Raw genomic sequence first — 25071 nt, 5'->3', positions numbered from 1 at the left:
CGACGACCGGGTCCCCGCTCCAGATGCGCACCTCACCGCCCTGCCGACGACCTTCACTACCGAATACAGCCGCACCGCCTGGTCGGCCGTGCAATTCCTGCGCCCGATGACGTCGCGTGGATCGCTGAGGCCTGCGCTGACATCCACCAAAGCTACGACGACCACGTCATGCTCAGCGCGTTTCTCGCCGCGCGCAGTTCGGAAGTAGGCGGCTCGTCATCGGCAGGCTCACGACGCAACGGTCGCGCAACCTGCCGTTGTTGCGCGGGCCAGGCGGCGACGTCATCACGACTGCGACATTGCGTGGCACAACCAGTTGGGACGAACTGGTTGCATCGCTGGGGTTGCCAGAGTTGCGTCGCCATGACCTTCGACATGTGGGTGCAACCAGGTTCGCGAACGCCGGCATCCCGATTCACGTCTCTGAAGTACCACAGCACCAAGAAACGAGCCATGCGGATAGCTCTGCACATACTCGCGCAGGATGCTCCTGGGAGCACCTGCTGGTAGATCAGCAGCACCGCCGAGCGCGGCACCCACGAGAGGAAGCATGTCGGCCACAGTTGAACGCAACAGACGAGCACACCACGCATCGGATCCTGGCGTGCGCTTAGGCGTCGTCTCTATGTGAGCAATCATGCCTGACTGGGTCGCCTGTGAGCCTGGTCCGTATACGGCTACGCGCGAAGGACTCATGGGATGTCGCTGGTCACCGCGATAATTTCAAGATGAGTACAAAGAAGCGCGGCGGCTTGATCGGCCAGATCGAGCGGGACCTCCTCACTGAGAAGCCGCTGGACACCCTGCTACGCAAGTTGATACTTCTCGGAGGAAACGCAGGGTCGCCTGAGCTTCGCGCGTGGGCATCGGTGGAACTTCGAGGGTACGCCAACAGCGATGAACTGCCTTCTTATCGCAAAGTAAATGCACCACTTCAGATCGATGGGGCAGTACCAGGCGGAATCATCCGCCACCAGTCGATCTCATCGATGGACCTGCCAGACTTCGCCCGCGAGGAGATCGACGATCTGGTCCCGCTTCGCATGGGAGTTCGCGAGCTTCACAGTATGGTCGAGCACCACCGAAGCGACCAGATAGTGAAGCTCCAACCACCAGGTTCTGCACTCCTCGTCGGCTACATGAACCATGAAAGTGGCATGAATGGCCACATCGATTCGCTCTACTGGAGCGTGTCAACCGTCGCAATCGAGGGGGTCTTAGATCAGATTCGAACCCGACTTGCTGAGCTTATCGCCGAGCTTCGTTCCGGCACCGCTCCGAATCAAACCTTGCCAACGCCAGTACAAGCAGCGAACGCGGTCAATCTTGTGATCAACGGTCGCGGAAATCGAGTGAGTATTGCCCAGGCGACGGACGGAGGCGTGATCACATCCCAGTCTGATGAGACCGCTCCTCGCTTCTGGACGAAGGCTCGGGTCATGGGGGCAGCAGTCGTAGGTGTAGCAACGGTCCTCGGCACCGTACTCACCGCTTTGCAGTTCTCCATGTGAGCTCGGACATTGCGGACGCCGTGGACGGCGAACAGCCGTTACTCCTCCCAAGAATCAGGCCAGACGAGTTCAATCTGCGCGAGGCACGATTGGGGGTGGGGAGTCAGCATGGCCTTCCGCTAGACCAGACGATCAGCGGCCTGCCTCTATCCTTGTTGTGAGTAGAACACCGCCGAAGGCCGGAGAGCAACGTGGGCACTAGCGAGGACGAGCGTGCGTTTCTAGAAGAAGTCTCGCTGGTGAGCGACGATGAGGTTTGCTTCTTACCCACCGCAACAGATAAGGCGGTCGCACTTCTTGCGGCTATCCGTGACTCTGACTCTTGGGTTGCGAGCGACCGTCCAGACTTCTATTCGGAAACGCACGAACTCGCGATCGAGGTGATGCGAGTCGACGATCACCCACAAGTCGGCAAAATCACCAACCCCACACTTGCCCGAGAGAGGGAGGCCGAGCGCGAGGCCCGAGCGGCGTTCCCGACGCTTGACTCCAGTGTGAGAGTGACGGTCATCGCAGGAACCGGGCTACCAGCCGCGCAGGACCACAACTTCGACGCCCACCGCCAAGCATTTACGCGAATCGTGGAAGATCATGCCCAAAAGGTCCCCGCCTACCGAGAGAGTCATCCTGGATACGATCTGGCGATGCTCATCCACGACGAATCTTCCGCATACGTGCAGGCGGAACACTCGGCGAGTCCGCTTGCGAAAGGTGAGATGATTGCCGGTCGACCACATTTTTGGTTCCTTGATGCCTATTTCACCCGCACCATCGCCGCGTCTAAGGCAGACTTCCTGATCTGGTCCACCCCGTACAAGCACACTTGGCATGTCGACACTTCGGGACGGCGCGCGAAGATTGACCTGCCCGCTTTGGCGATCTACGACATCGCAGCAATGCCCAGGTGGGAAGATCCCTTGGTCTACGACCCGAGCCGGATGCTCAGCGTGGAAGAGTGAACCGGTTGGCTGCTGTCGTAGATAACGCAGGTGCTCGATCGATCGGCCCGCCCACTGCACAGCGCACGAGCGTGGACACCTTGTCCTCTACAACCAGTACATTGACGTGGATGTGGAAGATCAGGCAATCCTGTTCGCCGCAGAGTTCCTGATGCCCTCACATCTGATTGTCCCTCAGCTGGCCAACCTCACTCTGGGCAAGCTGACTGATCTGACGGCCGAGTGGGGTGAGCGATCCCCGTGTTGAACGCGCCTATCGCGGCGTGAGGAACGGCTCGCTTGCCTCAGCGAATGCATCGACCCTCATGAACGCGCGTCCAAGGTCATTGAGGACCAATTCAAGCCTCCAGTGGTCGACCTCATTGGCGGAATTTCCATACGGTCGCAATTCGCCGTCATCGAACTTCCGATGCCAGTCCTCATATGACTCGCTTACATACCGGAAGTCTTCTTTGTCGTATCGCACACATTCGGCTTCCCAGGCGTCGTGATCGGCTACTTCGTAGGATTCCTCGTGCAGCACCACCGCGGCCCAGGGCAGCAGACCCGGGAGGATGCCCTCATACGGCGCGAAGCCTCCCCATAGGAGCCAGGTCCCAAACTCTTCACGATCCTCATTCGCGTCGTCAACGGAGACGATTGCCAGGTCGCCACGACCGGATGTCCTATTGATCCACTCATCCGCCTCGAGTAGCACTCGACGACCGCTCTCGAGGAGTCGCATCCACGGCAATGCAAGACGAAGTTGACGGATTCGCAGGTCATACGGGTTACCTTCGGCCAACACCGCCAACTCAGGCTTCGAAGATGACCCCAGGTGTTTCGAGTCGGGGATGAGCAGCTTCTTGCCCCCTGTCCTCGTTTGCACCAGCTTGCCGGACTCGACCGATTCCCAGTAAGCCTTCCCGGTCCCTGGTTCGTAACAAACCACGATCACCGGAAGCGAATGGTCGAGCCAATATTCAAGGTCGTCAGGATCGAGGTAGAACCACCAGCCTCCCTGCGTCGGCTTGAAATAGCTCGAGCCGGACTTTATCTGCGCGGCGATCAGCTTGCCGGTCACCGTGGCGCCGTCAACAATCTCCAACTGTGCGTCAATGCCGTAGTCGTCCGTGACCTGCTCACGAAAGATCCAGTCGAGTTCGCGCTGGACCATCTGGCCAACAGCGAGCACCCCAACTCGGTCCGTCTTCGCCGACGATGTGCGGGTTTTTGCCATCTCCGAAGTCTACGAATCTATGGGTTTCGGACAAAGAGTTCACGCAAGGAGCGCCGTGGTTCCACTTGCCAATCGAGTTCCACGGACTCCTCCCCCAGGCGGAGATAGCGGTTCGTGTTCTTCGAGACCCCAGGGACGATGATGCTGTCCGAAATACGAAACGGGGGTCGATTCAAAACTTCTGCGACACCCTGCTCGTCCTCTCGCTCTTGCCATGAAAGCGTGCCGATGGTGGAGTTTCGGCGATCCGATCGCAGGCTAGGATAGGCGCCTCGCTCCCACCACAGACCGATCCGCGCCGCGAGCGCAGAGAGCAGCGCTGACGGGCGGTGAAAGCCGGCGTATGCGGTGAGTTCGTCGTCCGTCATCGATGCGGTGCGGAACAACGGTCTGGCCCTCGGGTCATCGCGCACGGTGTCCAGTTCGAGCTCGAGATGCTTCGCAATCCAGTTCTTCCTGGCGTCTGTCGGTGCCTTCTCACCGATGGCCAGTTGGCCACCCGTAGGGAGGTGCTTCATGACGACTGTGTCGTCAGTTGCGCTCACAAGCCGCAAACCGGGTACGCCAGCGACTCGGGTTCCGGGTTCGGCGGCGTCACGAGTGAAGGGCAGCAGATAGGCGGCCACTCGTGCGGGGGCGCTGGCGTCAAGGATGAAGCGGTCGCGAGCTGCGCCACCCCAGGATGCGTAGCTTTGCAGATCGAAGAAGCTTCGTCCCACCGACCAGTCCCATGGGTTTAGCTCGCGCGGGGTGCTGAAGCAGCGGAACAGTAGCCCGTTAAATTCGCTTTGGCCGGGAGGTAGCGCGTCGAGACTGAATTGACCGTTGTTGGATTGCTCGCGTAGCAGGCGTGTGGGGATGCCGAGTTCCTGCGCTACCGTGCGGAGAAGGTTCTTGTCGTTGACGTGCGGCACGAGGTTCCGATCCGACGACACACGCCTCGGACTGGTGCCGCCTGACTCGAACGAGGTGGTGCGGTCAACTGGGTAGCGTCCAGACTGGGCATCGCACCCTTTGGGTTCTAGTGGCAGTCGCATCCGAGTGCGCCGCTACCTCGTGCTCGTCTGGGAGCAGGTCCAGTCTATCGTCGTGCTCTGGATCAGCGCCGAACGACACATACGTTAGCACCGCTTGCTCGGATTCCCTCCCTGTGCGGGTGCATCCCTCCCCCGGTGCGGGAGGCCTGAGCATCAAGCCCCCGAAGGGTCGTCGCGCGCGCCGTGTGCCGACCACCGAGCCGCTCGACCCCGTGCTGCGCAGGCTCACGACGCAGCGGTCGCGCAACCTTCCGCTGTTGCGCGGGCCACGCGGCGGCGTCATCACCACGGCAGCGTAACGTGATGCAACCGATTCGGACGAGCTGGCTACGTAACTGGGGTTGCCGGACCTACGCCGCACGACCTCCGGCATGCCGGTGCACCCTGGTTCGCATGCGCCGACATTCGAATCCATGTCGTGAGCGACATCCTCCGACATGCGTCGGTCGAGACGACGCGAGCGTACCGGAACACTGACAACACCGCGCTGCAGAACGCCGCGGCGCGGACAAATGAGCACCTTCGGGAGGCCGCGATGAGCAGCTAAAAATGCTTGAACCCCTTGACCATGTCGAGTCAAGGGGTTCAGCGGGTACATTTTTGAGTACGAGACCGGTGAACACCGATCTTACGATCTCATGAAAATATCTTCTGATCTGGTATTTTCTTCGGTCGGTCTGACAGGATTTGAACCTGCGACCCCCCGACCCCGAGGCGCCCTGGTTAGGCCTCTTAGGCCAATTGACCGAGGTATTTGTGTTTCATGAGCTCACTCTGCGCGTCGCGTTTTGCAGGATTTGCAGGATGTTGGTCACTTGATCGATGTCGTTGAGCCTGAAAGGTCCGGGCACTCACGCTGCCCGATGAAGATTAGGTGGGGGTTCGATGACGCTCGCCCCCAAGCGCCCGTGTGTGGTTGGAACGACGAGGCTCCGATTCGCGTCATGGCTGCATGTCTAGTATACGAACTGCGCAGACTTAAGGAGCAGTCGCTCGTAGTAGTTGTCGCTGGCGTTCCAGGAGAACATGGAGGGTTCCCACCGGCTCTGCTGCAGGCGGCGCATCTTTTGCTCTGAGTATCCGTCCCCCATCACGTTGGCCAACTCCCGCGGTGACGCACCGGGGAACGTCGGCAGGCTGAGGAGGAGGATGGCACGAGCTGTCTCATCCGCGCGGCTACCCTTCCCAAGTTGAATCAGGTATCGCGCACGATCGAGGAGCTGCGTCTTCAGCGGACTCAGGATGTGAGGATCTTGGAAGCGTCGGAGGAGAGTCAACACTCCGAACGCGTCCAGGTCGCCCACACCTTTGCCCCGCCGTTCGAGGAGTGAAAGTAGGGTGCCTTCCGAGAACTCGGGATCCACGAAGATGAGGCAGTCGATGAGAAGCAGGGTGTGTGCGCCAAACGATGCCTCGTCCTGTGCTGCAGTGAGTTGAGCGATGATTTCTCGGCGAACTCTGTCCCGGAACTGGTGCTTTTCGAGTGTCCCGAAACGGTTCACTTCGAGTTCGCCCAGCGACGCGGCGACCATTCGGGTCAGCTTCACGCTGTGCGAGACGGAGGGAGCCCCCGAGTAGATAAAGATGGCAACGTCAAGCATCCCTACGAGGTACTTGATGAGGAGCAGCCGAGCAGCACCGATCGCTTTCGCGTCGCCGGCTTCCACGACAGCGCTCAGATATCTCCGGAACTTCCGAACAGTCTTGTCGCGGCGTCGGCCGAGCTCATAGAGGTAAGAGTTGGCGAGTTCGCCATGTTCGAGCCCTGTATCGATAAGTAGCGCCTTATAGTCAAGGATCGCCTTCCTCGCCGAGAAGTACAGCTTGGCCTTGGCGGGTTCAGCGGCGGGATCATGCTCATACTCGGTTCGTCGCTTGAGATCCTCTCGGATTCGCACCTTGGCAACCGACATATGCGACTGCAGCGGAGTATCGAAGTGCCGCTGCTTCTGTTCATTGAGATGCAGTTTGAACGCCGCTAGCTGCACGGCAAGAATCTCTTCGACTCGATGTGCCTTGTGAGGGTTCGCCAGGAACACGAAGTAGTCGTCGACATAGCGCATGATCTCGTAGTGGGTCCCGCGAACGAAACCTTCCTTCGTCAGTTCACGTTCGACTCTGACGTCTACTTCTTGAAGGATGATCTCTGCAAATACGCGGGAGAGCTCGGGACCGATGATGATGCCGCTAGTCTCTGCGTAATTGAGGTACTGCATTAGGCGGTCGAACCGGCCGCCGAATGTGGACTTCGTCTCTCGCTGCTTGTGCTTGCTGGCGTGGATACCGTTGGTGACCCACGACACGGTGTGTGTATATACGCTGTCAAAGCACTTTGCGACGTCTGCTCGCATGAGGTGCGGGTACTTGCGTTCGCAGGCCTGGAACTCGGGTGAGGAGTAGAAGCGATTGATGTTGTTGTAGCGGCGATAGCTGAAGTAGGAGGAGACGTGTGAGTACTCAAGGTCGGACTGCTCAACACCATAGGATTCACGGTCTTGGATCCCGTCGAAGACCGAGCTCGTCTTCGCTTGGAGGCGCGCAATGCGATGAGGGTGCCTGATCGAAAAGCTACTACGATTCGTGTAATAAAGGATCGAATCACGGTTCTCGTGGATGAAAGATGCCATCTGAACCATTGAGTGCGGGTGAGGCACCGATAGCTCTCTGGACTTCCCGTTGTTGCGTCTCGACCGAAACTTATAGGGGTGCCGTAGATCGCAGTTTTTCCTACCCCCATCGGAGAGGCGAAACTCTCTCCTGTCTCCGAGAACCGTGCCCGGCCCCAGGTTGATCGGATCGAAAACGATCCCGAGCCACAGCTCCTCCGCCTGACCAAGCCGCGAGTTGATCACTGTGAATTTGTGCTCTCCGGTCCAGGTGAAATTGAGCCGCCGAAGGAACTCATAGAGCCGGGTGACATCGAAGGGTATTGGCACTTCGTAAGGCAGGATCTCCGAAGTGAGGGCACGCAATGAGTCACGTTTCGCTCTGCGGTAACCCATCAGTTGGCGCCCTTCCAGATGTGCACAATCTTCTCAATTCGTTTCTGATGAAACCTAAGAAACGCCTTACTTGCGAACATCTCAACGAACGAGATCTCCGCCAGTCGGGACTTCAGCTTCGCGGGCATCTTTGACCCATGCCGCTCGCGGAAAACCGTGAGCATGTTGTCGAGCTCTGCAAGCTCGCTTGCATCGGAATCGAGCGCACTGTTAGAGAAATACAGCCCGATGGCGACGTTGCTCTTCGAGTTGAGAAGCTTCGTGTTTCCCGCGAGGTAACGCACCCGATCAAGCAACATGCCGTTATTCCCATGATTCGGCCAGACCGCATTCGGCGACGTACTCAGCCACCTCTGTAGGGCGAGCTCCAACCGTTGCACACGTCGACCCTTGCGCTTGTCAGTCAACCCGGTCGTCAGCTTTCCGCCACTGCGACTGAAGCGGTATCCGAGATACTCGATCTCGGCGCGCTGCTCATAGTCTCCGCTATCGCCGGTGACTACTTCGCGCGTCTTGTCCTGGTTTAGCTCCAGTTGAAGCGAATCCAGCTCAGCAGCAATTACTCCTTTCAACCCGATCAGGTCCCGCCCGCTTTCGAGCACGATTACGACGTCGTCGACATACCGAGCGTAGAACAACACCCCTGGGTGCGCCTTGACCACGTCGTCGAAGCCGCTTAGGTATAACTCCGCAAGGTGCGAGCTCAGCCCTACCCCTCTGGGCAACCCGACGCTAGAACCCTGTATCGCTTCAAACTCCGTAAGCAAACGCCTCGCTAGCTGGACACTTACGCTGTCCAAGCTCGGGTAGGTCGAGAGTCGCGCAAAGAGGGTCGAGTGAGGCACGGACTCGAAGAACTCCTTGACGTCGAGCTTGTAGATCGCGTGGGCGTATCCCTTCTCTAGAGAGGCCTTGAGTGCCCTCACGATGCTGTTGCGACTGGGAGCTTCGATGAATGCCGCACGTTTGACAGCGTCGGCCGCTTGCTTCGCCGGGAACGCAATGTCAAGTGCCGAACCAATCTGGTAGGTCGGCTTGCCGCCAACGAGAGGCCCCGGCTCGAGGGCAAACGTGAACTCCTGCTGGGCCAGCTTGTCTTCAAAAGAAGTGAGGGTGCGGTGTAGGGCAGCTTCGACAGCCTGATCGCGAGCCTTGCGCAACTGCTGCCGATCTTCGCGATATACATCTCGGATCTCATCACGAGCCGGATCATCCTTGCTGTACCCAGTGATCGCGAGGCGGAAGCGTTTGCGCCTTTCGCCCAAGGCTCGAGTTGCACGCCCTACCTCAGGGTCAATACGACTGATGTCCTTGCCTCGACGATTCTCGCTCTCTGCGAGTTCGATGAAGCTTCGAAGGGTGTACGGGACCGTCCTCATTTGGTCAGCCCACTGTTTTCAGATGCATTGTCGTCTCCACCGCCTCATCCTGGCAGATACGACCGACACGAACCCGTATCGCAAGCCGTCAGATACTTTGCTTCTTGCGGTATCGACCTGGTCGGAGCTTCCACAAGAGCGGGCACACGAAGCGCGGTTGCGACTCGACGGCAAAGATGAGCGCCGCTCCAACGAGCACTCCGGCGAGCGTCGACCAGTAGAGGCCCGGAACGAACACGCTGATCAAGAGATACAAAAGCGTCATGGGCATCGCCACGAACATGAAACCCACCACATAGCTGAAGAACGACCGTCAGAGGGGACGACGAACTGATACTGCCGCCATCTGGGCAACGACCTCGTCATGTTCGACGGCGATCACCTTCGCGGCCTCGCTATCCTTATCCACGGTCGCTAGCAGCTTCTTGCAAAGCTCAAGTTCTTGAAGCCGCCGGAGGCGCGCCCGCGCCACGAACACTCCCGTAACGCCGTTGGCGGCGCTCGCCGCGAGCGCCCCGGCGAGCGCCGTGACCACCAGCAACAGAATCTGTTCGGGAGCCATGCTACTAGCGAATCGGCGGTGCCGACAACTGGAGCGGTTTTGGAGGGGTTGACGATCCCAGAGATGCGAAAGGCCCGGAGACTCTTGCGAGTTCCGGGCCTAAATCGGTGGGCTGTTGGCACAACCTGCGGTGGTGCGGATCGCCATAGCTTCGCTTACGACCATTTCCTGCAAGCCCTCTGCCATTTTCCTGTAGCTGCGCGCTGGTGGCCAGCTGGGCACCACTCGCGTCGTGCCGAACCTCAACATCAACTGCCGCCGTACGCTGATACTGCCGGGAGACTTCGGATACGAGCACACCGGTTAACCGCGGCATCGCCTCAGCGGAAGAGGCCGTCGAACGCCGTCTCAGCCGACGCGGCCAGCACGAGGACTCACCCTTCTCCTCCGGGCAACGAACCTTAGAACATCGACCATGTGGCCGAACGACTCGCTGCCCGACCTCAGCACTGCACGGCGGATGCGGATTCAATTATGAGAGCAAGTCAACCGCGGGCTGGAGATGCGGCGAGGAGGTCGACGAGCGCTGCAGTGTCACTGAGCAACGTCGTGTTGTAGCGCTTGTCGACCTTGCCCTGACGCAGCCTATGGACCCACTGTTTCTCAGTGACCACGACGTCGCAGTACACGGCTGCGACTGGCAGAGCCACGATGTCGTTGAAGTCGTTAGGCTCCCACTTCTGTTGAGTCTGACGAAGTTTGGCGGATCGCATCACGTTCGTCACATACCGGGTAGGAAGGTCATCGATGAACCTCACCGCTTCAGCGGGGGGCGTGCTCTCGATGAAGTCTTCCCAGGTCATTCCGATGCGCTCGAGGGCTTGGGCGACGGCTGTTTGGATGCCGCCGAGATCGGCTGCGCGAACGGCCAGGTGGAGAAGGGGGCCAGATAGTCTTTGGTCACGGATCGCGGCGGCGATGGAGTTCTCGTAGTCGATGAATCGCTGCGCGAGCTCGGTGTCCGACGGGTCGAATCCCGCGTCGCGCACCGTGTCGGGTCCTGTGCGGAGCAGTTCTCGTTCGACAAGGTCGTTGTAGATCTGCTTGACCGTGATGAGGTCGCTGGGCGACACGTCCGTGCTGATGCCGGGCAGCCTGCTGGGATCGAAGGGTGCCCAAGTCACGGCGTCGGCGGTAATGTGACGCAGCCCCGTGCCGAAGACCTGATGTCGCCGAGGGTTCTCAGGACGCCCAAACCGACGATTGAGGGCCTGGTCGATCTCTGCGGGAAGAATGGCGTGCGGACGGGCCATGGAGTGTCGCTTCGAAAGCTGGAGCATGAGGTCGGCCACATCGATCCGGGACCGGTCATCGCCGCGTTTCCCAGTCTCTAGGTATCGGTAGATGTCGAGCGGAAACGATGCCACGCCCGAAGCGGCGGCGGCGCGGGCCGACGCCAGTGCATCGACGAACCGTGCACCGTGACGGTGCCCGGTTGCGGCGCGCGCAAGGTCAACCCATTTGTTCTGGTCGAGGTAGACGCGGAGCACAGTTATGCTTCAGGCTCTGATGACCGTGCTTCGATCGAGCCAGCGGGGAGCACTGGCTGTGATTGTTGCTCGTTCGTATACCAGTCGCGCGGGATAAGTGCGGTGCCGTCACGCCATGTCTCGATGATCGAGTGTTGAAACCACTCGTCAGCGAAGTCCGCGTGGTCGAAGGCGATAATCTGCAGCTGCCCGTCGAGTTGGGTGACGACGTCGAACATCATCCGGTACAGGTTGCGAGTGTTGTCGCGATCGACGTCGGACAGTTCGGCGAGGTCTCCCCCGCTCTCCCTGTCCCGGGGGAAGAATGCTTGGCTGGGCTGGTCGAGAACGATGAATCGGGGAACGGGTCGGTTCGCGTCGATGAAGTAGCCCTGCAGTGCCAGGTAGGCGGTGAGGTGATAGCCGACCCAGCTCATCCCGCTGCCGATGGCACCGGCATCCATGTAGGCCGGGCCTTGGAGAGTGTCGGCGACGACCGTGAGACGGTAGGGATCGATACGTACACCGTGCTCAGAGTGCTCAAGCGGCAAAGACTGTGCGAGTGCGGTCATGCGTCGCCCGACAATGTTAAGGAGGGAGTCCACGGCCGAACGAAGTGCCTCAGGGTCCAACTCATCGGTGAGGCGCGCGGCCTCGTCTTCGAGGGTTTCGACCGCGCGTTCCAGGGCCGCGATGGTGTCGTCGCTCTCCAGTGTGGTCGTTTCGAGATACTGGGCGATGCGGCCTCGAACGAAGCTCTGCTGATCCCAGGTGTGCTGCGCAGTCGCCCGGATGTCGTCGGTACGCGCGAGCTCTTCCAGTGACGTTTCGATGTCGGTCAGGTCGGCTCGCACTTGACCGCGGGCCTGGAGAAGTTCGATGCGGGCAGTGGCGATGCGCGGCTGGTCACGCTGGGCCAGCTCAATGCGGCGCGCGACACGGCCGAGGCTGTGCCCGATGGCATCGTGGGTGCTCGTATTAGTCAGGGCTGTCTGGCAGACCGGGCACGTGGCCTCCGCATCTGTCGTATCTGGGATGAGTCCGATGGATGCCAGCCGGACGCGATGTTCGTTGAGCTCCGCGCTGTACTCGGTGCCGACCCGGGCGAACTCATCGAGTCCGCGTAGCTTATCGTTGATGTCTCGCAGCGAACCGCGTAGTTCCCCACGGCGCGCGATGAGAGCCTCTGTTTCCGCGTCGCGATCAACGTCATCGGCATGTGCCAGAGGCTGGTCCGCCTCAAGGAGCGCCGAGAGGAGGTCGATGGCCTCACCTGCATCGACAGGTGTCGTGTCCACCGGGAGTAGTCCGCTGGATCGGGCATCAGCGATGAGTCCCGCCGCACGACCCACGCCCAACTCGCGCGTCGAGCGGGCCTCGGCGAGGCGCGTTTCTTGGCGCCGGATATCACGGCGGAGATCCGATAGCTGTTCGCGCTTGCGAAGAGCATCCGGGCTTTGCGCACCGAGGAAGTAGGGGAACGTGTCTCGAATCGCTTGCTTCTGGAAATCTCGGTTCTGGTGGTGGAAGAGAAGGTCGGGATTGGCGACCTCCCCCTGCCCCTGGAAGTTGTAGTACAGCGAGTGGCGGAAGTTCGCAGCGAGGGCGCGGCGGGTGCGCCCTTCGGCGGGAACATGGAGGTTTTCCTCGATCCCAATCAGGCCACCAAGGTAGTCGATGAGGTCCGCCGTGTTGGCATTGGACTCCAGTGCCGCAAGTTCGGGAACGCCATTCTCTCCGATCGAGAGCATCACCTGGGATGTCGTCACTCCGTGCGCGGGTGCCGGACGTCCGATGAAGAACTGTGTGTTGCCAACGTGTGCGAGAAGTCCGTACCAGGCCACGGTGTCCTGAATCGGGCCGAGCGGAACATGCGGGCTGTCGCCACCGAGCAGGAACCTGAGGATGCCGATGATGCTGCTCTTGCCTGTGCCGGACTCGCCCGAGATGATGTTGAGCTGTCCCGACCGGAATCGGATCTGACGGATGTCCCCGTCAGCGTTGTAGAGGATGAGCGCATCGAGTTGCATCACGGTTTGACTCCCCAATGAGCGAGGGTGGTGGCTTCGTCGAGGTCGGCTCCTCCGAACCAGCGTCCGAGAAACTCGGCCGCTTTCACGCATTCCGTCCAGTCAGCGGTCGGATAGAGCGTGCGCGGGCGGCGACCGAGGTTTCCTGCGGAAATCGATCCGAGTGAGCCGGTGAGGACGGCGTGCTGTAGTCCGTAACTGATGGCAGCCCCGGTAAAGGATCGGAAGGTGCGGACCCGGGTGGCGAAGTCCATGAGAATGACCGGGTTGCTTCGGAGCCACGACCACATCGATGATCTGGTTGTGCCTGGCAGTGCGTCGCGGGTGGGCTTGTGCAGCGCACTGGGCAGGATGAGAAACGAGAATGTGACCGGCATAGCGGCCCCCGCCTTCGCTTCATACTCAGCGCATGCCTTGTGAAGTAGGAGGGCGCAGAAGGCTGGGTTGAAGAGTGTGCTGGCCTCGGAGCCTGCGGCAGGGGTCGGCGTATTGATGCTCACGCCACGTCCTCGGTCTCGGCGGTCCCTTGCGCTTCGGAAAGGCGGTGCTTGAGGAGATCGAGCCAATCTGGATGCCAACCAATCTGCAGCCGATCGGCGAGGATGTGCAGCGACCCAAGAGGAACGTAACCGGATCGGACCTCCGCGCGGATCTCCGGCAGAGTGCGCTCCTGAAGCCGCACGTATGTCATTCGCGCAAACTTCCGCTTGTCGTCATCGCTGATCGCGTCGCCTACATCCGGTTCCTCCAGCGGCAGGAACACACGCTTCCACTCCTCCATCAAGCGCCGGTCGTAGGCGTCGATCTCTCCGATCGCGAGTAGCTGCTCGCGTTGCCAACGGGACCGCTGGAGGAAGGCCCGATTGTGGTCGTACACCGCCTGCCGGATGCGCTCGTGGTGCAACATGATCATCTGAAGCTGCTCCACGAAGACCCGGTCATCTACGGCAACCTCATCGGACGTTGGTTCCGGCTCGTTGCCATAGTCCAGAGGCAGATTGTCGTCTCGGAGAGACTGCGTAATCAAATGCAGCTGATCTTCGATCTCCCGGATGTCGATCCAGTCAGCTTCACCTTGAGCGACCCTGGTGAGATGCGCCATCGCGCGCCCGTGCCACCACCCGCGCAAACGATCGACAAGAGGGCGGCGGCGCTGCTGCACCGTCGCCTTGCGAACAGTGGCGACAAGTTGCCCGGTGATCTGCTCACCGGTAGCGGCTAAACCGAGCACGATGACGCGATCCAGCAGATCTGTTCGCTGAGTCTCATTGAGCGAAAGATATCGCTCGTAATAGCCGGCGGACGCCGCGTTTCCTGCCGCACGGGCAACGGCGTCAAGTTTCTCTCGGGCTGTGACCACCTCCCCGCGGCTGCGTACCGGACCGAGCAGGCCTGCCGCCGTGTCGACCTTCGCAGTTGCCGTGGTGTAGAGAAAGCAAGCGGATCGATCGTCGGAAGTTTCGATCCAGTTGTGCAGCGTTTTCCAAAGATCCGGACTCGCATCACCGAGAGAGCCTTGCCTATCGACATGATGCTTCGTCTGCCACAACTCCTGCGGCTGCCCCTCAGCTTCGAAGGTGATGTCGTCCACTGTTTCGAGCGATAGTCGGAGGCCATCGTCGACATCCATTCGCTGCAGGGCAATGAGTAGCGCGTACTCTACCTGGGCGAGGTAACCGAGCGCCGAGCCCGCGGCACTAAACCGATTGCTGTCGACGATGCTCATACAACATGACCTTAGCGGTAGCGTTCTGCAGCTTTAGCCGTCCTGGGTTTCGTTCCGTGTTTATGTCGCGAGGATGGGAGTATGCCCACGAAGCACCCGCAGCAGTTTTAGGACAGATCGGTGCGCATGCTGTTTGGCCCGTCTCGAGACTGATCGAACTAGGACCTCGACGCATCCGACCTGGAGCGCCCGACGAACACAGGCGACACCGCCGACTCCGGGAGCGTCGCGTTGTATGACGATGTGGCGAGACGCCCAATCGGACGACTGCTCACCCATCTCTCCCGTCCATCACCCGGAGCGCGTCGCCACGTCGATGCCTTGAGGCGCGGATCCGAAATCGCGCCCGGGTCCGTTGGACCCTTTTGGTCCGCGTGTCCGCTCGAATGGACAGACGCGTGAACTTGCCTGTTCATTCACGGAGAAAGCCTTCGATCGGTGGGGCTGTACTCAGGATCCTCGCGGCGATCTGGTCAGTATCGGCGACGCTGAGTTCCGGTACGTCGTCGAAGTTTGTGCCGCCTCCGGGAAGCGTCGCAGCGACATGAAAGTGGAGATGAGGAATCGCCTGGTGAGCTGCGGTGCCATTGTTCTGCCACACAGCAATCCCAGGACGCTCGTACGCCTCGTCAATGGCGGCCGCTGCCCAGGTCACGGTATCGATCAGCTCGTGGCGTTCATCCCGCCGTGACTCCAACAATGTTGGGTAGTGCCGCGTGGGGAGGACTAGAAGATGTCCGAGTCCGCGTTGCTCTCGTGTTACGAGCACCGCCACGAGGCGGTCGCGGCGAAGGATAGTGAACGGGCGACTCCCCGCGAGATAGTCACAGAACGCACACCGCTCCTGCTCGGGGATGTCGAGACTGCTGGTGCTGTCGGTCATTCTGTCGCCAATGAGCGGAGAAAAGCTTGGAACTCAGTCTGGTCGATCTTATTGATCTCGTTCGGGTGGATGACGATCCGCAGTTCGGAAGACACCCGTTTCCGGCGACATCGCAGGAAGAACGAGAACGCCATCAACCGCACGGCGGCTTCAGCGGTCAACTCCGGGACACGAGACTGACCTTGGCCAAGCAACGGCACACAGATTGGGGCACCATTGCTGTTAATATCGATGGCGTCCCACAGCCTGTCCAAGCTGTGAACAATGCCGCGAATTGAACCTTGCGCGCGGTTGTGCACGTCCATCTCAGTGTATGCGAGACAGTAGTAGCGGATGGCACCGCGGCCCTTGAGAATCGCAGTGGTCCCCAGAGGATACGCATGCCCCTTGCCAGCTTTGACGATAGTGGAGACTGGATTTGCTGTTGCCAGCGATTCCCCCAGCTCCTGGTCAAGACGGGTATGCGAGCTCGCGTAAATAGTGCGCAGAAAGCTTCCCTGCACGCTACCCGCGTCGATGATGCTCGGGTCCGTATCGAACGTCGTCGTCATCCCGACCATCGCCGATGCATCCTGCTGAAACAAATCACCAACGACGAGTCGGATCGTGAAGTTTCCATGGGCGTACCATTGCGACGGCGGTACCTGACGTTGCTTGAATACCGCCCATGCTGTTGCCACAACCACAGTCGCATACACCAGCCACCATTGATCCTTCAACATGTCAGGAGCAATCACGGCGATCGCACCCGCGCCCGCAGCCTGCGCACCAATTGCCTCTAGAAAACGGCGAAAAAACCCTGCTGCATACCGACGAGGGTTACGTTTCCGACGCACTATTTGTTCAGTCCAAGGCTCTCGTACACCGATTCCTTGTAGCGGTACGGTCCTGTGTTGCCCGATCCGGCGAAGTTGGCGGCGTAGTCATCGAGGGCGTGCTTGATGATCTTGGGCCCAAACGATACCGACATCGTGTAATAGTCGGCATCAGCAAACGGTATCGGAACATTCCCGCTGACATACCCGCGGGCGCGGTCCAGGTTCGCGATCACGACTGGAAGTCCCAGAGAAATGATCGCGTTGACCTCGTAGGCAAGGAACGAAGTACCGTCGCCACCCTTGCGACGCGCGTCCGCGCTTCCCAGCAAGATCACCTGCTTGGTGTTGTTCAACCGTTCGCGTAGCCGCCGCTTAATCGTTTCACGCGTACTCGTGTCCCGGGCTTCATAGATATCGTGAGCGTTAGTGAAATCGAAGTCGATGTTGTCACTTGCCTTCCACGCTGTCATCAATCGGTAGTAGTGGATGTCTTCACTGGCGAAAGCGACATAGGTTTTGTTGCGATAGCTCATCGTTGGGCTCCTGGACTCGTCTGACAGGGGTGAGCGGACCGGTGATACCAGCCGTATTGATCGTATCGACCACCACCGACATCATCATCGCCTGCCCCAGGCGCCGGGCTGTCCCACTCAGGCAACCCTTGGACGGCACAGTCGAACGGGACATAGCTACGGGACACTCCTGGCTTGGTTAGCGAGCGGTGGGCGGTACGCCAGCACTGTCCCGCTCACCGTTCGTTGAGCGGTACAGACCGCTGCTCCCCCGAACCTGAGCCGAGTCGGCGAGGTGGATCAGTCCCAGCCGAAGTCCATGACTCGCCTACTTACGGCTTCTACGCTTCTACCTGCCGCTCGCCATTCGCGTGGTGACGTGCCATCGAAACCTCGACGTCAGTCATGAACCGAGCCTTGGAATCGGCTTCGACCGTAGGGTGCACATTGATGCGGGAGGCCAAGAGACCGTGACAGCGGGCATCGCCCGCTGACGCGCCGGCTGCAACGCGAACGCCGGCGATGAACGCTCGACCGTCGCCCTCAGAGAACAAAGCCGGCCACCCCAGGCAGCTATGGCAACAACGTTCCCCCGTTCTTCCACCGCTCTAGCGCATCATTCCATTCGCGCGAGGACAGGCATACGTCAGCGACCAGCACTCCCCCTGACATGTACCGGGTGCGGCGCCGTCCAGAAGAGGACTCCGACGACGGAGGTGCCGATGTGAGGACAGCACCCATGCCGTCCCGGCGAGACAAGCTGAAGCACGCCTCAAGCGCCCGCTTGTCGCCACCTTTTGCCGATTCTGGCAGATGACGGATCACGAGAATCTGGGACGAATCCATAGAGATCTCGATCTGCACGCGGGATCCCGAGTGCAGAGCGAGATCGAGCGCGTCACCCCGCTCGTTATTCCCTTCCTCGGTGAGGCCGTCTTGAAGCATAGTGCTCGTGTGTTGGTTCATAGCTCCCCTATGCGTGGGGTCGCGCAATGATGTTCAGCGCACGCCAACACGTTGATAAATCAGCGTCGGGGCCCTTCAGCGCGAGTGTCGCGAGACCCAACTGACTCGAAACCCGTGGGCTACGAGACACCGAAGCTTTGGGACAGCGGGAGGAAGTTACCAGGCGTAGACGTTCTCAGAGACTTGCGTTGCTCCATCTGGTGCTATCGACCCGTCGGGTAGGACTTCGAAGGTGCCAGTGATGCCTTTGGTTCCGATCGGTGGGCCGCCGCACGACACGGTCCAGGCATCGTCCCCGGCATCTGCAATCAGACAGACCGTTGCCCCCTCGATCCCCCGAGCGAGCCAGAGCGACGTCCCCTCGTGCTCTCCGACGAAACGACTGGACGAAACGTCAACGGCGTCGTACGCATAATCTTCCAGCTGCGGTAGTTCATCGTGCGACTCACGATCGCCTTGAAGGTCCATGACTGGTTCATACTGGGCACTGCAACCGGCGAGAAGAACGACGGATATCACTGTCAGGGCAAACGCGGATGCATGGCGTTGGTGGGACATGACATCATCTTTCATCACTCGGGTGTCGCACGCCACCCCCCCCGTAGTTCGTTCCTCCGGCGTCGATGTCACACTCCCTGATTTTGCCCTTGGACTCGAGAAGGCTCGCGATTCATCCCACTTGGCCCGTGACGAGTTGAGCTTGTGGTTTCCTCCGTTCGTTCGCAATCCAATACGCGAGCTCACGCTCGTCCTTGTCCGCTCCCTTCCTGGAAGCACTCGGGGGACGGCCATGCAGTGCGAGGAACTGTTCGACCTTGTCGATATGAGCACACCAGTTCTCGATGCGCGGATCCCAGACCCAACCCGGGATTCTGTTCAGGCGATCCTCACGCAGTGCGCTGAGGCGTGGCCGGTGGTCTTCGGGCGGATGCTGCTGGTCTTGACGCCGGGCCCATTGTTGTCGCCGGACCCAGCGCAGCAACGTGCTGTCCACACCCTCGTCACCGGCGCGAGGCATACGCCCCAGTACGCGAACCAGCCGGTCAACGTCATCAGCACGGCGGATCCATGCGGATTCTCGGGGCCCGGCCGGCTCATAGACCTTGTCGGCAGGGGCAGGGGCAGGGGCATCTGGATTTTCATTGCTCATATCTCCCTTCATGCGCGGTGCGCCAGCAACGTCGGTCCGTCAGGTCAGTAAATTCGCCCGAATCTGGGCGGCGGGTTCGCATAGCGTGTCGTCCCGTGCGTCCTCATGGCGCATGAGATCGGACTGACAGGAGCACAGATGGCGATGACCGCACAGGAGACAGCGTCAACATTCGACCTTCCCGAGAACGAGGTCGTCGTCGCCGGAGACTGGCATGCCAACTGCTTATGGATCGGCCGCGCAATCCCCGCCGCCGCGCGCACAGGGGCCCGGACCTTGTTGCATGTCGGGGACTTCGGCTTCTGGCCAGGCGGGAGCGACGACCTGCTGGCGACCGTCGAGTATTGGGTAGCGAAATCCTGGGAGCAGCCGACGACATCAGGCATCGAGCGTGTCTTGGTCTGCCCTGGGAACCACGAAGATTGGGATGACCTCGACGCACTGTTCGAGACGAACCCGGGTCTCGCGGTCCGGGTCAGCGAGTCCGTGTGGGTGCTCCCCCGCGGGTTCCGTTTCACCATCGGGAACCGGTCATTCCTCAGCTTCGGCGGGGCCGCCAGTATCGACGCCAGCTATCGTGTTCCGGGCCGATCCTGGTGGCCCTCAGAACTCCCCACCCCCGACGAGGTGGAAGCAGCAATCGCCGCAGGCCACGCGGAGGTGCTCCTCACCCACGACGTGGGGCATGAGTGCACCCCACTGGTGGCGAGGATCCTGGTCAGTTCCGACGGTTGGCCGCTGGCCGCACGCAGCTACGCGGCCACCAGCCGCGAATACATCGGACAGGTCGTCACAGGAACGCGACCCCTGCTCCAGCTGCACGGCCACTACCACGTTCGCGACTCCGCCACCATCGAACGCGAAGGGCTCCCACCATTGCGGGTGGAGGCGTTGGGCATGGACGGTCAGACCGGGAACCTTGTACTCCTGCGGCTGGATGACCTTTCTGTGACGGACGTGGCGGTGCACCTGTGACCGACTCCCGATTCCGGCCAGTCGTCGCCATCGACGTCGACGGCGTCCTACGCGTGAATCCCCCGGGCCTCGGCGCGACAATAGCCCCCGCGGTCTTCGGCAGGGTGATCACAATGCGGAAGACGCAGTACCCGACGTACCTGCACCGGGAGCCCGACTGGGACGAGCACGGTGAGTGGACCGCCGAGCACTGTTTCTCCGGCATCGGCGCAGCCTGGGTACAGAGTCTGCTGGACCGTGGGATCGACGTCGTATGGGCAACCACCTGGCAGCAGTATGTACATACCTACTTTGCACAGGACCTCGGATTGCCAGAGTTGCCCGTCGCCGTGCAGGGACCCGGGAGGGTTACCGAGTCGTCCCCATCGTGGAAGGCACACCGCCTCGCCCGACAGTTCGATGGCAGACCATTGCTGTGGGTCGACGACAACGTACTCAGAGAAACGACACTCGAAGAACTCCGCCGCCGGGAAGACCGCGTCCTCACCCACTTCCACTGGGTCCGCAAACCACACATCGGGATCACCATCTACGACGTCGCCGAGATGGACGAGTGGGTCGAATTGACCCGCACCCCGGACGGTCAACGCGAGCTCCGCCGTCGGCGGCGACGCGACCGCGTACACACGGCGCAAGCGCACCGCCGCTCCATCTGGGGAAGCGACGCTAACTACCGTGCCTGGCAGCCCGTGCAATCACGCCTCAACACCGAGCTCGGCCTGGGCACGGACGACATCGACATGCTCGCGGCATACGTCCGCAACCACCCAGCGAGCATCGACCCCGTCGAGGTCGCGGACCTTATGGCCGAATGGTGTGATGCCAAGGACGTGCCGGGCGAGGACATTGCCCGCATCCTCCGCGACTACCGCCCCCGAACAGGGAGAGAACAATGACACGCGAATCGCAGGCACCCGACGGGCGGCCCCATCAGGACGGTCCCCTGACCGAGCAGTCCCCTCCCGGCAGGTATCTCGTGGTCACCCAGTCCGGGACCATCTACTGCGTCGAACTTGTCGACCACGATTCGGTACCTGCCGTCACCAGATATCCGAAGGACGCGGCACTCAACAAAGACGGCACACCCTTGCCCGGCGTTGAGGCGCTCTACTTCGACACCCTCACCGGACACGGTGAGATCAGCTGGTGGAAAGACAACCCCTCAGACTACGACCGACCCGACCTGCCCTACGTAGGAACCATCCGCACGACAAGTCGCGTCCTGCTCATCGTCCGCGTCGACGACACCGATGACGCAGACACGACTCCCGACATGCTCGCCGAGTCGCTACGCGCTGCACTCGCCCTCGGAGAAACCAGCGCGTTCCCTAAGTTCATCGACGCACTCCTCGCGACGAACACACACCCGCTCGGCCGGGAGTGAAGTGTCTCCGTGGGATGACGCTGCTAAGCGATCGCTTGGTGCTCGATTACAACGGAATAAGCTGTCCCCCATGACAGATAGCGATGAGCAGGGCCGGTACGCACCGATTCCACGAGAATCGGTATATACCGAGCCCGCTCATCGCTTGCCCTTCGATATTTCCAACCTGACGGTGACCCGTCTGGTCATCATCTGCGAACTCGATGACCCGCCCACAGGAAACTCCAGCCCAACCATGAGCACGAAGATGACCCAGTACCTGCGCCTATCGGACGAATCGATGATTCGTCTCGATATGGATCGTGGAGTGTCCTCGTCCCAGCATGGACGTATCGGGGCGACCATCTCCTGGAAGCAATCCTCAGCCGACGTGATCTCAGAAGTTCTCACGCTAGTGCAAGCAGATGCGGCCGAACCCGATTCCTTTCCTTGGGACCTATACGCAGAGGCCGCACGACTGCGGGGACTCTCGGTTGATGCCGAGGCACTGCGCGATCTCCCGCACACAGTGCTGCTGTCGGATGAGCTCGCCACGATCTACGAATTCTGATTGACGTGCGCCTCACGGCGTGCCAGCTCGGCTGGTCCTTCAAACGGCAATCATCACGCGGCGCTCTCGACGTTGGTCGGGTCGGGCGTGACCGAACCTAACACGAGCCTTCGATGTGTGACTTCTCTGTTCTCGAAGCAAGTCGAGGTGCCGGCAACCTTGCGTCCACGCGATGACGCCGCAGGGTGTCTCATAACCAACGATGAGTACCGAGAAACTGGCAATCGGTTTTGACACATAGTTATGAGACTCGACGGCACCGCGTCATTTCCTGAATTGCGCTCTCACCAGTTCTTCAGCGGCAAGACGTCTCGTATTCCTAGGGTTTTGAGACAGTCATTCGGCTGTCGCGCGAGTCTGACGCGTCGGCAGACGTTTTAGGCCCGGCCGGACATGTCCATGGTGTAACCCTATTTCTAGGAGATCATCATGAGTTTGACACCCGACGACGACCAACTGGATCGACTTCTTGGGGACTCGAGCCCCGAGACCGCACCGATCACTGCGAGCGTTGCGAACGAAATCATACGCCTTCGTGGAGTGACGCAAGCGGAAGTAGGTGAGTCAACGCGCGTGCGCCGGTGGCGACGGCCAGCGGTCGCGGCACTGGCGTCCGTCCTCGTTCTGGGTGGTGCAACGGCAGCAGCTGCTGCAACCGGGATCTGGACCATGCCGTGGGCTAATGATCCTGTGGCTTCGTTCGATTTCACTCTCCCGAGTGGTGCCGTGTGTGAGCAGCGCATCGGCAACGTGACGGGGCTTGCACCTGACGAGATTGCTGTCGTGGAGAATTTTTACCTCAGCACCGATCTCGAAGCACTTCTTACGGATGATGCGATCGATGCGACCATCGTTCAGCGTCGCGAGGCCGGCGAGGGTATCTACGTGAACGCGGACGGATCGACCGAACCTTCTGGTCTGGGAACCGAGCACTACAACGCCGATAAGGAGTACTGGACGGCCGTTTGGGATGTGGTCACGACAGCGCTTGACGATGATCTCAAGCGAGCTGGTATCGACGGAATCGACACGGACCTGTCGTTCCAAGGCGAAGCGAATTGTCCGGGCGCGGACTGGTGACCCGCAAAGAGGTCGACGCTGCAGGGTTGACAGCTGTGCTCGCCCGGGACTCTGCCGACGTCCTGAGGTATGCCGAACGTCGTATCGGCACAGAGGATGCCGCTGACGCTCTTGCCGAAGTGATGCTGACGGCATGGCGTCGCGTTGATTCGATGCCGCGCGAGAGTGAGCAAGCACGAATGTGGCTATTCGGGATTGCCCGAAACGTTGTCGCAAACGCCACACGGAGCGTTCATCGACGCGGGAGACTCACAGAGCGCCTCCGAGGAGCGCTCGCGTCGACGCGCGTTCATGGACACCCAGCAGATCGCGGTCTCGAAGTGAGAGACGCGATTGCTCGACTTTCTGGGGAGCAGGCCGAACTCGTGCGGTTGGTCCATTGGGAGGGGTTCAGTGTCGCCGATGCTGGCGCGATCCTCGGTGTTCCCGCTTCGACCGCTCGCACCCGGTATCAAAGGGCGCGAGCGGACCTCAAAGAAGCATTGTCGCTTGAGCGTGACGGTGTGTCGTAGCCTCAATGTGTCTGACGCCTAGATGTGCTGGTCAGTGGGCGCGGCGAGAGCCCGCTGCATGCATGTTCGGTGTTGTTGCGGGTTCTTTCCTGTTGCTTCGTGCCTATCGCTGCCAGACTGAGACGATGATGCCGCAGACAGATCTGATGAGCCAAGCGATGCATCGTTACGGATCCTTTCTTCGTGTCACCGACCCGGATGAGAGTGAAATTGGGTTCGGTGCAAGGTACGTCGACGAGAATACGACCGCTTCGGTCGGCACGACCCGAACTCCGCAGCACAGATTCTCTGTGACCGTCGTGCCAGCGGGGCCCCTGATGAACGCGGTCCGCAGTTCGTTCCAGGAGCACCCCGTCGATGTGTATCTGGATGGCGCATTCGTAGGACAGGGAGCATGGCGTCGCGATCTGGAGGACATCTGGCCGGACGCATGGATGGCGTCTGTTCGATTAGGGGCTGACCTTGAGATTACAGTTCGGGCCGCCAGCGAGACGTCGGCCCTGCCAATTGAACTGACCCTCGTCCGAGACCGCCCTTCACGTCCATGCTCAACTGCTGGAGCCTAACCACCGCGCAGACCTGACCGACCCAGTCCCCCGCGTTGCCGTTGACGAGCGTCGCGGAGCGTCGCATATCCCATGAGATTTGAGATACCCCTCTGACAGAAACGAAAGGTGCGAGTTCAGCAGGGCACAAGCGTCGTGCGGTCTCCGGTGATCGCGAGGTGGCCACTAAAGTATCCGGCATGACTGAGTGTCCCGCCAGCGGTAGAGTGCGATCAATCGCGAGCAAGGATCAGTAGTGGACGAGGAGCGAGGCTCTCGATCGGGGTTGGGTGATGCCCTGGTCGGCGTGCATGTGCTGGCTGCAGTGGTGGCTGCGTTCTTAGTTGTCACGAATATTTTGAGTGTCCCGGGCTGCGTGGACCGATGCAACTACCCGGTCCTTGAGGACGTAACCCGAGTATTCTGGCCGCTCAACTGGATCGTCTTGATCGTTGCGGCCGCCACATATATTCTGCTTCGGTCACGGGTTCGACATGCCTGGCTCGCTCCAGCAACCGGAATCGCCGTCACGCTCGCAACTTTCATCGCCGCAAGTTTCATGATCAATGAAGCCTTAATCGTCGGATAGCCGATACTGCCCGGCGTGGCGCACGTGCCAGCCTAGAGAACCCTTTTATAGGGCCTCGAAGCCGATCGAGCACCTGTCTCGTAACCTCGGTGTCTCCTACCCGGCGAGTTCAAGCGGTGAGCGCAACGCCCTGAGTTCTGCGGGGTGTTCTCGATGGTTCGACCATTGTCGCCGTTGGGTGTTCGTTTAGCGTTCTGGGATGGACTGGACGCG

Annotated in this window: 25 protein-coding genes and 1 pseudogene; 12 read left to right on the top strand and 14 right to left on the bottom strand. The window is 60.4% G+C overall.

From position 1 onward, the window contains the following. The first annotated feature begins 728 nt into the window (after positions 1–728). From AC1C2O_RS00130 to AC1C2O_RS00120, 3 genes are all read left to right on the top strand, one after another. On the top strand, positions 729–1511 hold the full coding sequence (locus AC1C2O_RS00130) for an AbiTii domain-containing protein (RefSeq protein ID WP_495428403.1): 783 nt from the start codon (positions 729–731) through the stop codon (positions 1509–1511). A gap of 191 nt (positions 1512–1702) precedes the next feature. Beyond that, positions 1703–2470: a hypothetical protein gene (locus AC1C2O_RS00125; RefSeq protein WP_495428402.1), complete on the top strand. Its 768-nt coding sequence runs from the start codon at positions 1703–1705 to the stop codon at positions 2468–2470. A 106-nt stretch (positions 2471–2576) separates the two neighbouring features. Further along, on the top strand, positions 2577–2717 hold the full coding sequence (locus tag AC1C2O_RS00120) for a M78 family metallopeptidase domain-containing protein (RefSeq protein WP_495428401.1): 141 nt from the start codon (positions 2577–2579) through the stop codon (positions 2715–2717). Positions 2718–2723: 6 nt separating this feature from the next. On the opposite strand, the gene AC1C2O_RS00115 is transcribed toward AC1C2O_RS00120, so the two are convergent. Both AC1C2O_RS00115 and AC1C2O_RS00110 read right to left on the bottom strand, forming a co-directional pair. After that, positions 2724–3689 carry a DUF4365 domain-containing protein gene (locus tag AC1C2O_RS00115; protein WP_495428400.1) on the bottom strand — a complete coding sequence of 322 codons (966 nt, stop codon included), beginning with the start codon at positions 3687–3689 and terminating at the stop codon, positions 2724–2726. Positions 3690–3706: 17 nt separating this feature from the next. After that, positions 3707–4624, bottom strand: a complete 918-nt coding sequence (locus AC1C2O_RS00110; protein WP_495428399.1) for a hypothetical protein — start codon at positions 4622–4624, stop codon at positions 3707–3709. A gap of 221 nt (positions 4625–4845) precedes the next feature. On the opposite strand from AC1C2O_RS00110, the gene AC1C2O_RS00105 reads away from it, so the two are divergent. After that, positions 4846–5025: a hypothetical protein gene (locus tag AC1C2O_RS00105; protein WP_495428398.1), complete on the top strand. Its 180-nt coding sequence runs from the start codon at positions 4846–4848 to the stop codon at positions 5023–5025. A 26-nt stretch (positions 5026–5051) separates the two neighbouring features. Then, positions 5052–5273 (top strand): annotated as a pseudogene (locus AC1C2O_RS00100) (tyrosine-type recombinase/integrase); the annotation flags it as partial. A 409-nt stretch (positions 5274–5682) separates the two neighbouring features. Here AC1C2O_RS00100 and drt3b read toward each other — a convergent pair. The 12 genes from drt3b to AC1C2O_RS00040 form a co-directional block, all read right to left on the bottom strand. Then, the gene (gene drt3b, locus AC1C2O_RS00095; RefSeq protein WP_495428397.1) at positions 5683–7698 is read right to left on the bottom strand and encodes an antiviral reverse transcriptase Drt3b; all 2016 of its coding nucleotides are present in this window, start codon (positions 7696–7698) and stop codon (positions 5683–5685) included. Between the two features lie 29 nt (positions 7699–7727). Beyond that, positions 7728–9107 carry an antiviral reverse transcriptase Drt3a gene (gene drt3a, locus AC1C2O_RS00090; RefSeq protein ID WP_495428396.1) on the bottom strand — a complete coding sequence of 460 codons (1380 nt, stop codon included), beginning with the start codon at positions 9105–9107 and terminating at the stop codon, positions 7728–7730. Positions 9108–9195: 88 nt separating this feature from the next. Next, positions 9196–9372, bottom strand: a complete 177-nt coding sequence (locus tag AC1C2O_RS00085) for a hypothetical protein (protein WP_495428395.1) — start codon at positions 9370–9372, stop codon at positions 9196–9198. Positions 9373–9420: 48 nt separating this feature from the next. Then, positions 9421–9669, bottom strand: a complete 249-nt coding sequence (locus AC1C2O_RS00080; RefSeq protein WP_495428394.1) for a hypothetical protein — start codon at positions 9667–9669, stop codon at positions 9421–9423. Positions 9670–10154: 485 nt separating this feature from the next. After that, entirely contained in the window at positions 10155–11159 is a 1005-nt protein-coding gene (locus AC1C2O_RS00075) for a hypothetical protein (protein WP_495428393.1), read from the bottom strand. Positions 11160–11161: 2 nt separating this feature from the next. After that, entirely contained in the window at positions 11162–13168 is a 2007-nt protein-coding gene (locus tag AC1C2O_RS00070; protein ID WP_495431628.1) for a DUF3732 domain-containing protein, read from the bottom strand. Next, complete coding sequence (locus AC1C2O_RS00065; protein WP_495428392.1) at positions 13168–13668, bottom strand: three component ABC system middle component; 501 nt, start codon at positions 13666–13668, stop codon at positions 13168–13170. Before AC1C2O_RS00065 ends, AC1C2O_RS00070 begins: the two co-directional genes overlap by 1 nt. Further along, a complete protein-coding gene (locus AC1C2O_RS00060) occupies positions 13665–14894 on the bottom strand; it encodes an ABC-three component system protein (protein ID WP_495428391.1) in 1230 nt (409 codons plus the stop codon). Before AC1C2O_RS00060 ends, AC1C2O_RS00065 begins: the two co-directional genes overlap by 4 nt. Positions 14895–15306: 412 nt before the next feature. Further along, positions 15307–15777: an HIT family protein gene (locus AC1C2O_RS00055; protein ID WP_495428390.1), complete on the bottom strand. Its 471-nt coding sequence runs from the start codon at positions 15775–15777 to the stop codon at positions 15307–15309. Next, positions 15774–16514, bottom strand: a complete 741-nt coding sequence (locus AC1C2O_RS00050; RefSeq protein ID WP_495428389.1) for a macro domain-containing protein — start codon at positions 16512–16514, stop codon at positions 15774–15776. The genes AC1C2O_RS00055 and AC1C2O_RS00050 overlap by 4 nt, the downstream gene beginning before the upstream one ends. 98 nt (positions 16515–16612) lie before the next feature. Beyond that, the gene (locus AC1C2O_RS00045; protein WP_495428388.1) at positions 16613–17128 is read right to left on the bottom strand and encodes a TIR domain-containing protein; all 516 of its coding nucleotides are present in this window, start codon (positions 17126–17128) and stop codon (positions 16613–16615) included. Between the two features lie 1615 nt (positions 17129–18743). Further along, positions 18744–19223, bottom strand: a complete 480-nt coding sequence (locus AC1C2O_RS00040; RefSeq protein WP_495428387.1) for a hypothetical protein — start codon at positions 19221–19223, stop codon at positions 18744–18746. A 138-nt stretch (positions 19224–19361) separates the two neighbouring features. On the opposite strand from AC1C2O_RS00040, the gene AC1C2O_RS00035 reads away from it, so the two are divergent. The 7 genes from AC1C2O_RS00035 (at position 19362) to AC1C2O_RS00005 (ending at position 24858) form a co-directional block, all read left to right on the top strand. Then, positions 19362–20198 carry a metallophosphoesterase gene (locus tag AC1C2O_RS00035; protein WP_495428386.1) on the top strand — a complete coding sequence of 279 codons (837 nt, stop codon included), beginning with the start codon at positions 19362–19364 and terminating at the stop codon, positions 20196–20198. Further along, complete coding sequence (locus tag AC1C2O_RS00030) at positions 20195–21094, top strand: hypothetical protein (protein ID WP_495428385.1); 900 nt, start codon at positions 20195–20197, stop codon at positions 21092–21094. The genes AC1C2O_RS00035 and AC1C2O_RS00030 overlap by 4 nt, the downstream gene beginning before the upstream one ends. Continuing rightward, positions 21091–21582: a hypothetical protein gene (locus tag AC1C2O_RS00025; RefSeq protein ID WP_495428384.1), complete on the top strand. Its 492-nt coding sequence runs from the start codon at positions 21091–21093 to the stop codon at positions 21580–21582. The genes AC1C2O_RS00030 and AC1C2O_RS00025 overlap by 4 nt, the downstream gene beginning before the upstream one ends. 70 nt (positions 21583–21652) lie before the next feature. Continuing rightward, entirely contained in the window at positions 21653–22132 is a 480-nt protein-coding gene (locus AC1C2O_RS00020) for a hypothetical protein (protein WP_495428383.1), read from the top strand. Between the two features lie 429 nt (positions 22133–22561). Beyond that, on the top strand, positions 22562–23212 hold the full coding sequence (locus tag AC1C2O_RS00015; RefSeq protein ID WP_495428382.1) for a hypothetical protein: 651 nt from the start codon (positions 22562–22564) through the stop codon (positions 23210–23212). Then, positions 23209–23724: an RNA polymerase sigma factor gene (locus AC1C2O_RS00010; RefSeq protein WP_495428381.1), complete on the top strand. Its 516-nt coding sequence runs from the start codon at positions 23209–23211 to the stop codon at positions 23722–23724. The genes AC1C2O_RS00015 and AC1C2O_RS00010 overlap by 4 nt, the downstream gene beginning before the upstream one ends. An 801-nt stretch (positions 23725–24525) precedes the next feature. After that, positions 24526–24858: a hypothetical protein gene (locus tag AC1C2O_RS00005; RefSeq protein ID WP_495428380.1), complete on the top strand. Its 333-nt coding sequence runs from the start codon at positions 24526–24528 to the stop codon at positions 24856–24858. Positions 24859–25071: the final 213 nt, after the last annotated feature.

This window comes from Microbacterium sp. Y355 (assembly GCF_059445345.1).
Note: the sequence above shows the minus strand (reverse complement) of the source record. Positions and strands in the feature narration are given on the sequence as shown.

Coding starts and splice junctions, on each gene's coding strand:
- AC1C2O_RS00130 (WP_495428403.1), top strand. CDS start 729: ATGAGTACAAAGAAGCGCGGCGGCTTGATCGGCCAGATCGAGCGGGAC.
- AC1C2O_RS00115 (WP_495428400.1), bottom strand. CDS start 3,689: ATGGCAAAAACCCGCACATCGTCGGCGAAGACGGACCGAGTTGGGGTG.
- drt3a (WP_495428396.1), bottom strand. CDS start 9,107: ATGAGGACGGTCCCGTACACCCTTCGAAGCTTCATCGAACTCGCAGAG.
- AC1C2O_RS00085 (WP_495428395.1), bottom strand. CDS start 9,372: ATGACGCTTTTGTATCTCTTGATCAGCGTGTTCGTTCCGGGCCTCTAC.
- AC1C2O_RS00080 (WP_495428394.1), bottom strand. CDS start 9,669: ATGGCTCCCGAACAGATTCTGTTGCTGGTGGTCACGGCGCTCGCCGGG.
- AC1C2O_RS00070 (WP_495431628.1), bottom strand. CDS start 13,168: ATGCAACTCGATGCGCTCATCCTCTACAACGCTGACGGGGACATCCGT.
- AC1C2O_RS00060 (WP_495428391.1), bottom strand. CDS start 14,894: ATGAGCATCGTCGACAGCAATCGGTTTAGTGCCGCGGGCTCGGCGCTC.
- AC1C2O_RS00055 (WP_495428390.1), bottom strand. CDS start 15,777: ATGACCGACAGCACCAGCAGTCTCGACATCCCCGAGCAGGAGCGGTGT.
- AC1C2O_RS00045 (WP_495428388.1), bottom strand. CDS start 17,128: ATGAGCTATCGCAACAAAACCTATGTCGCTTTCGCCAGTGAAGACATC.
- AC1C2O_RS00040 (WP_495428387.1), bottom strand. CDS start 19,223: ATGAGCAATGAAAATCCAGATGCCCCTGCCCCTGCCCCTGCCGACAAG.
- AC1C2O_RS00035 (WP_495428386.1), top strand. CDS start 19,362: ATGGCGATGACCGCACAGGAGACAGCGTCAACATTCGACCTTCCCGAG.
- AC1C2O_RS00025 (WP_495428384.1), top strand. CDS start 21,091: ATGACACGCGAATCGCAGGCACCCGACGGGCGGCCCCATCAGGACGGT.
- AC1C2O_RS00020 (WP_495428383.1), top strand. CDS start 21,653: ATGACAGATAGCGATGAGCAGGGCCGGTACGCACCGATTCCACGAGAA.
- AC1C2O_RS00015 (WP_495428382.1), top strand. CDS start 22,562: ATGAGTTTGACACCCGACGACGACCAACTGGATCGACTTCTTGGGGAC.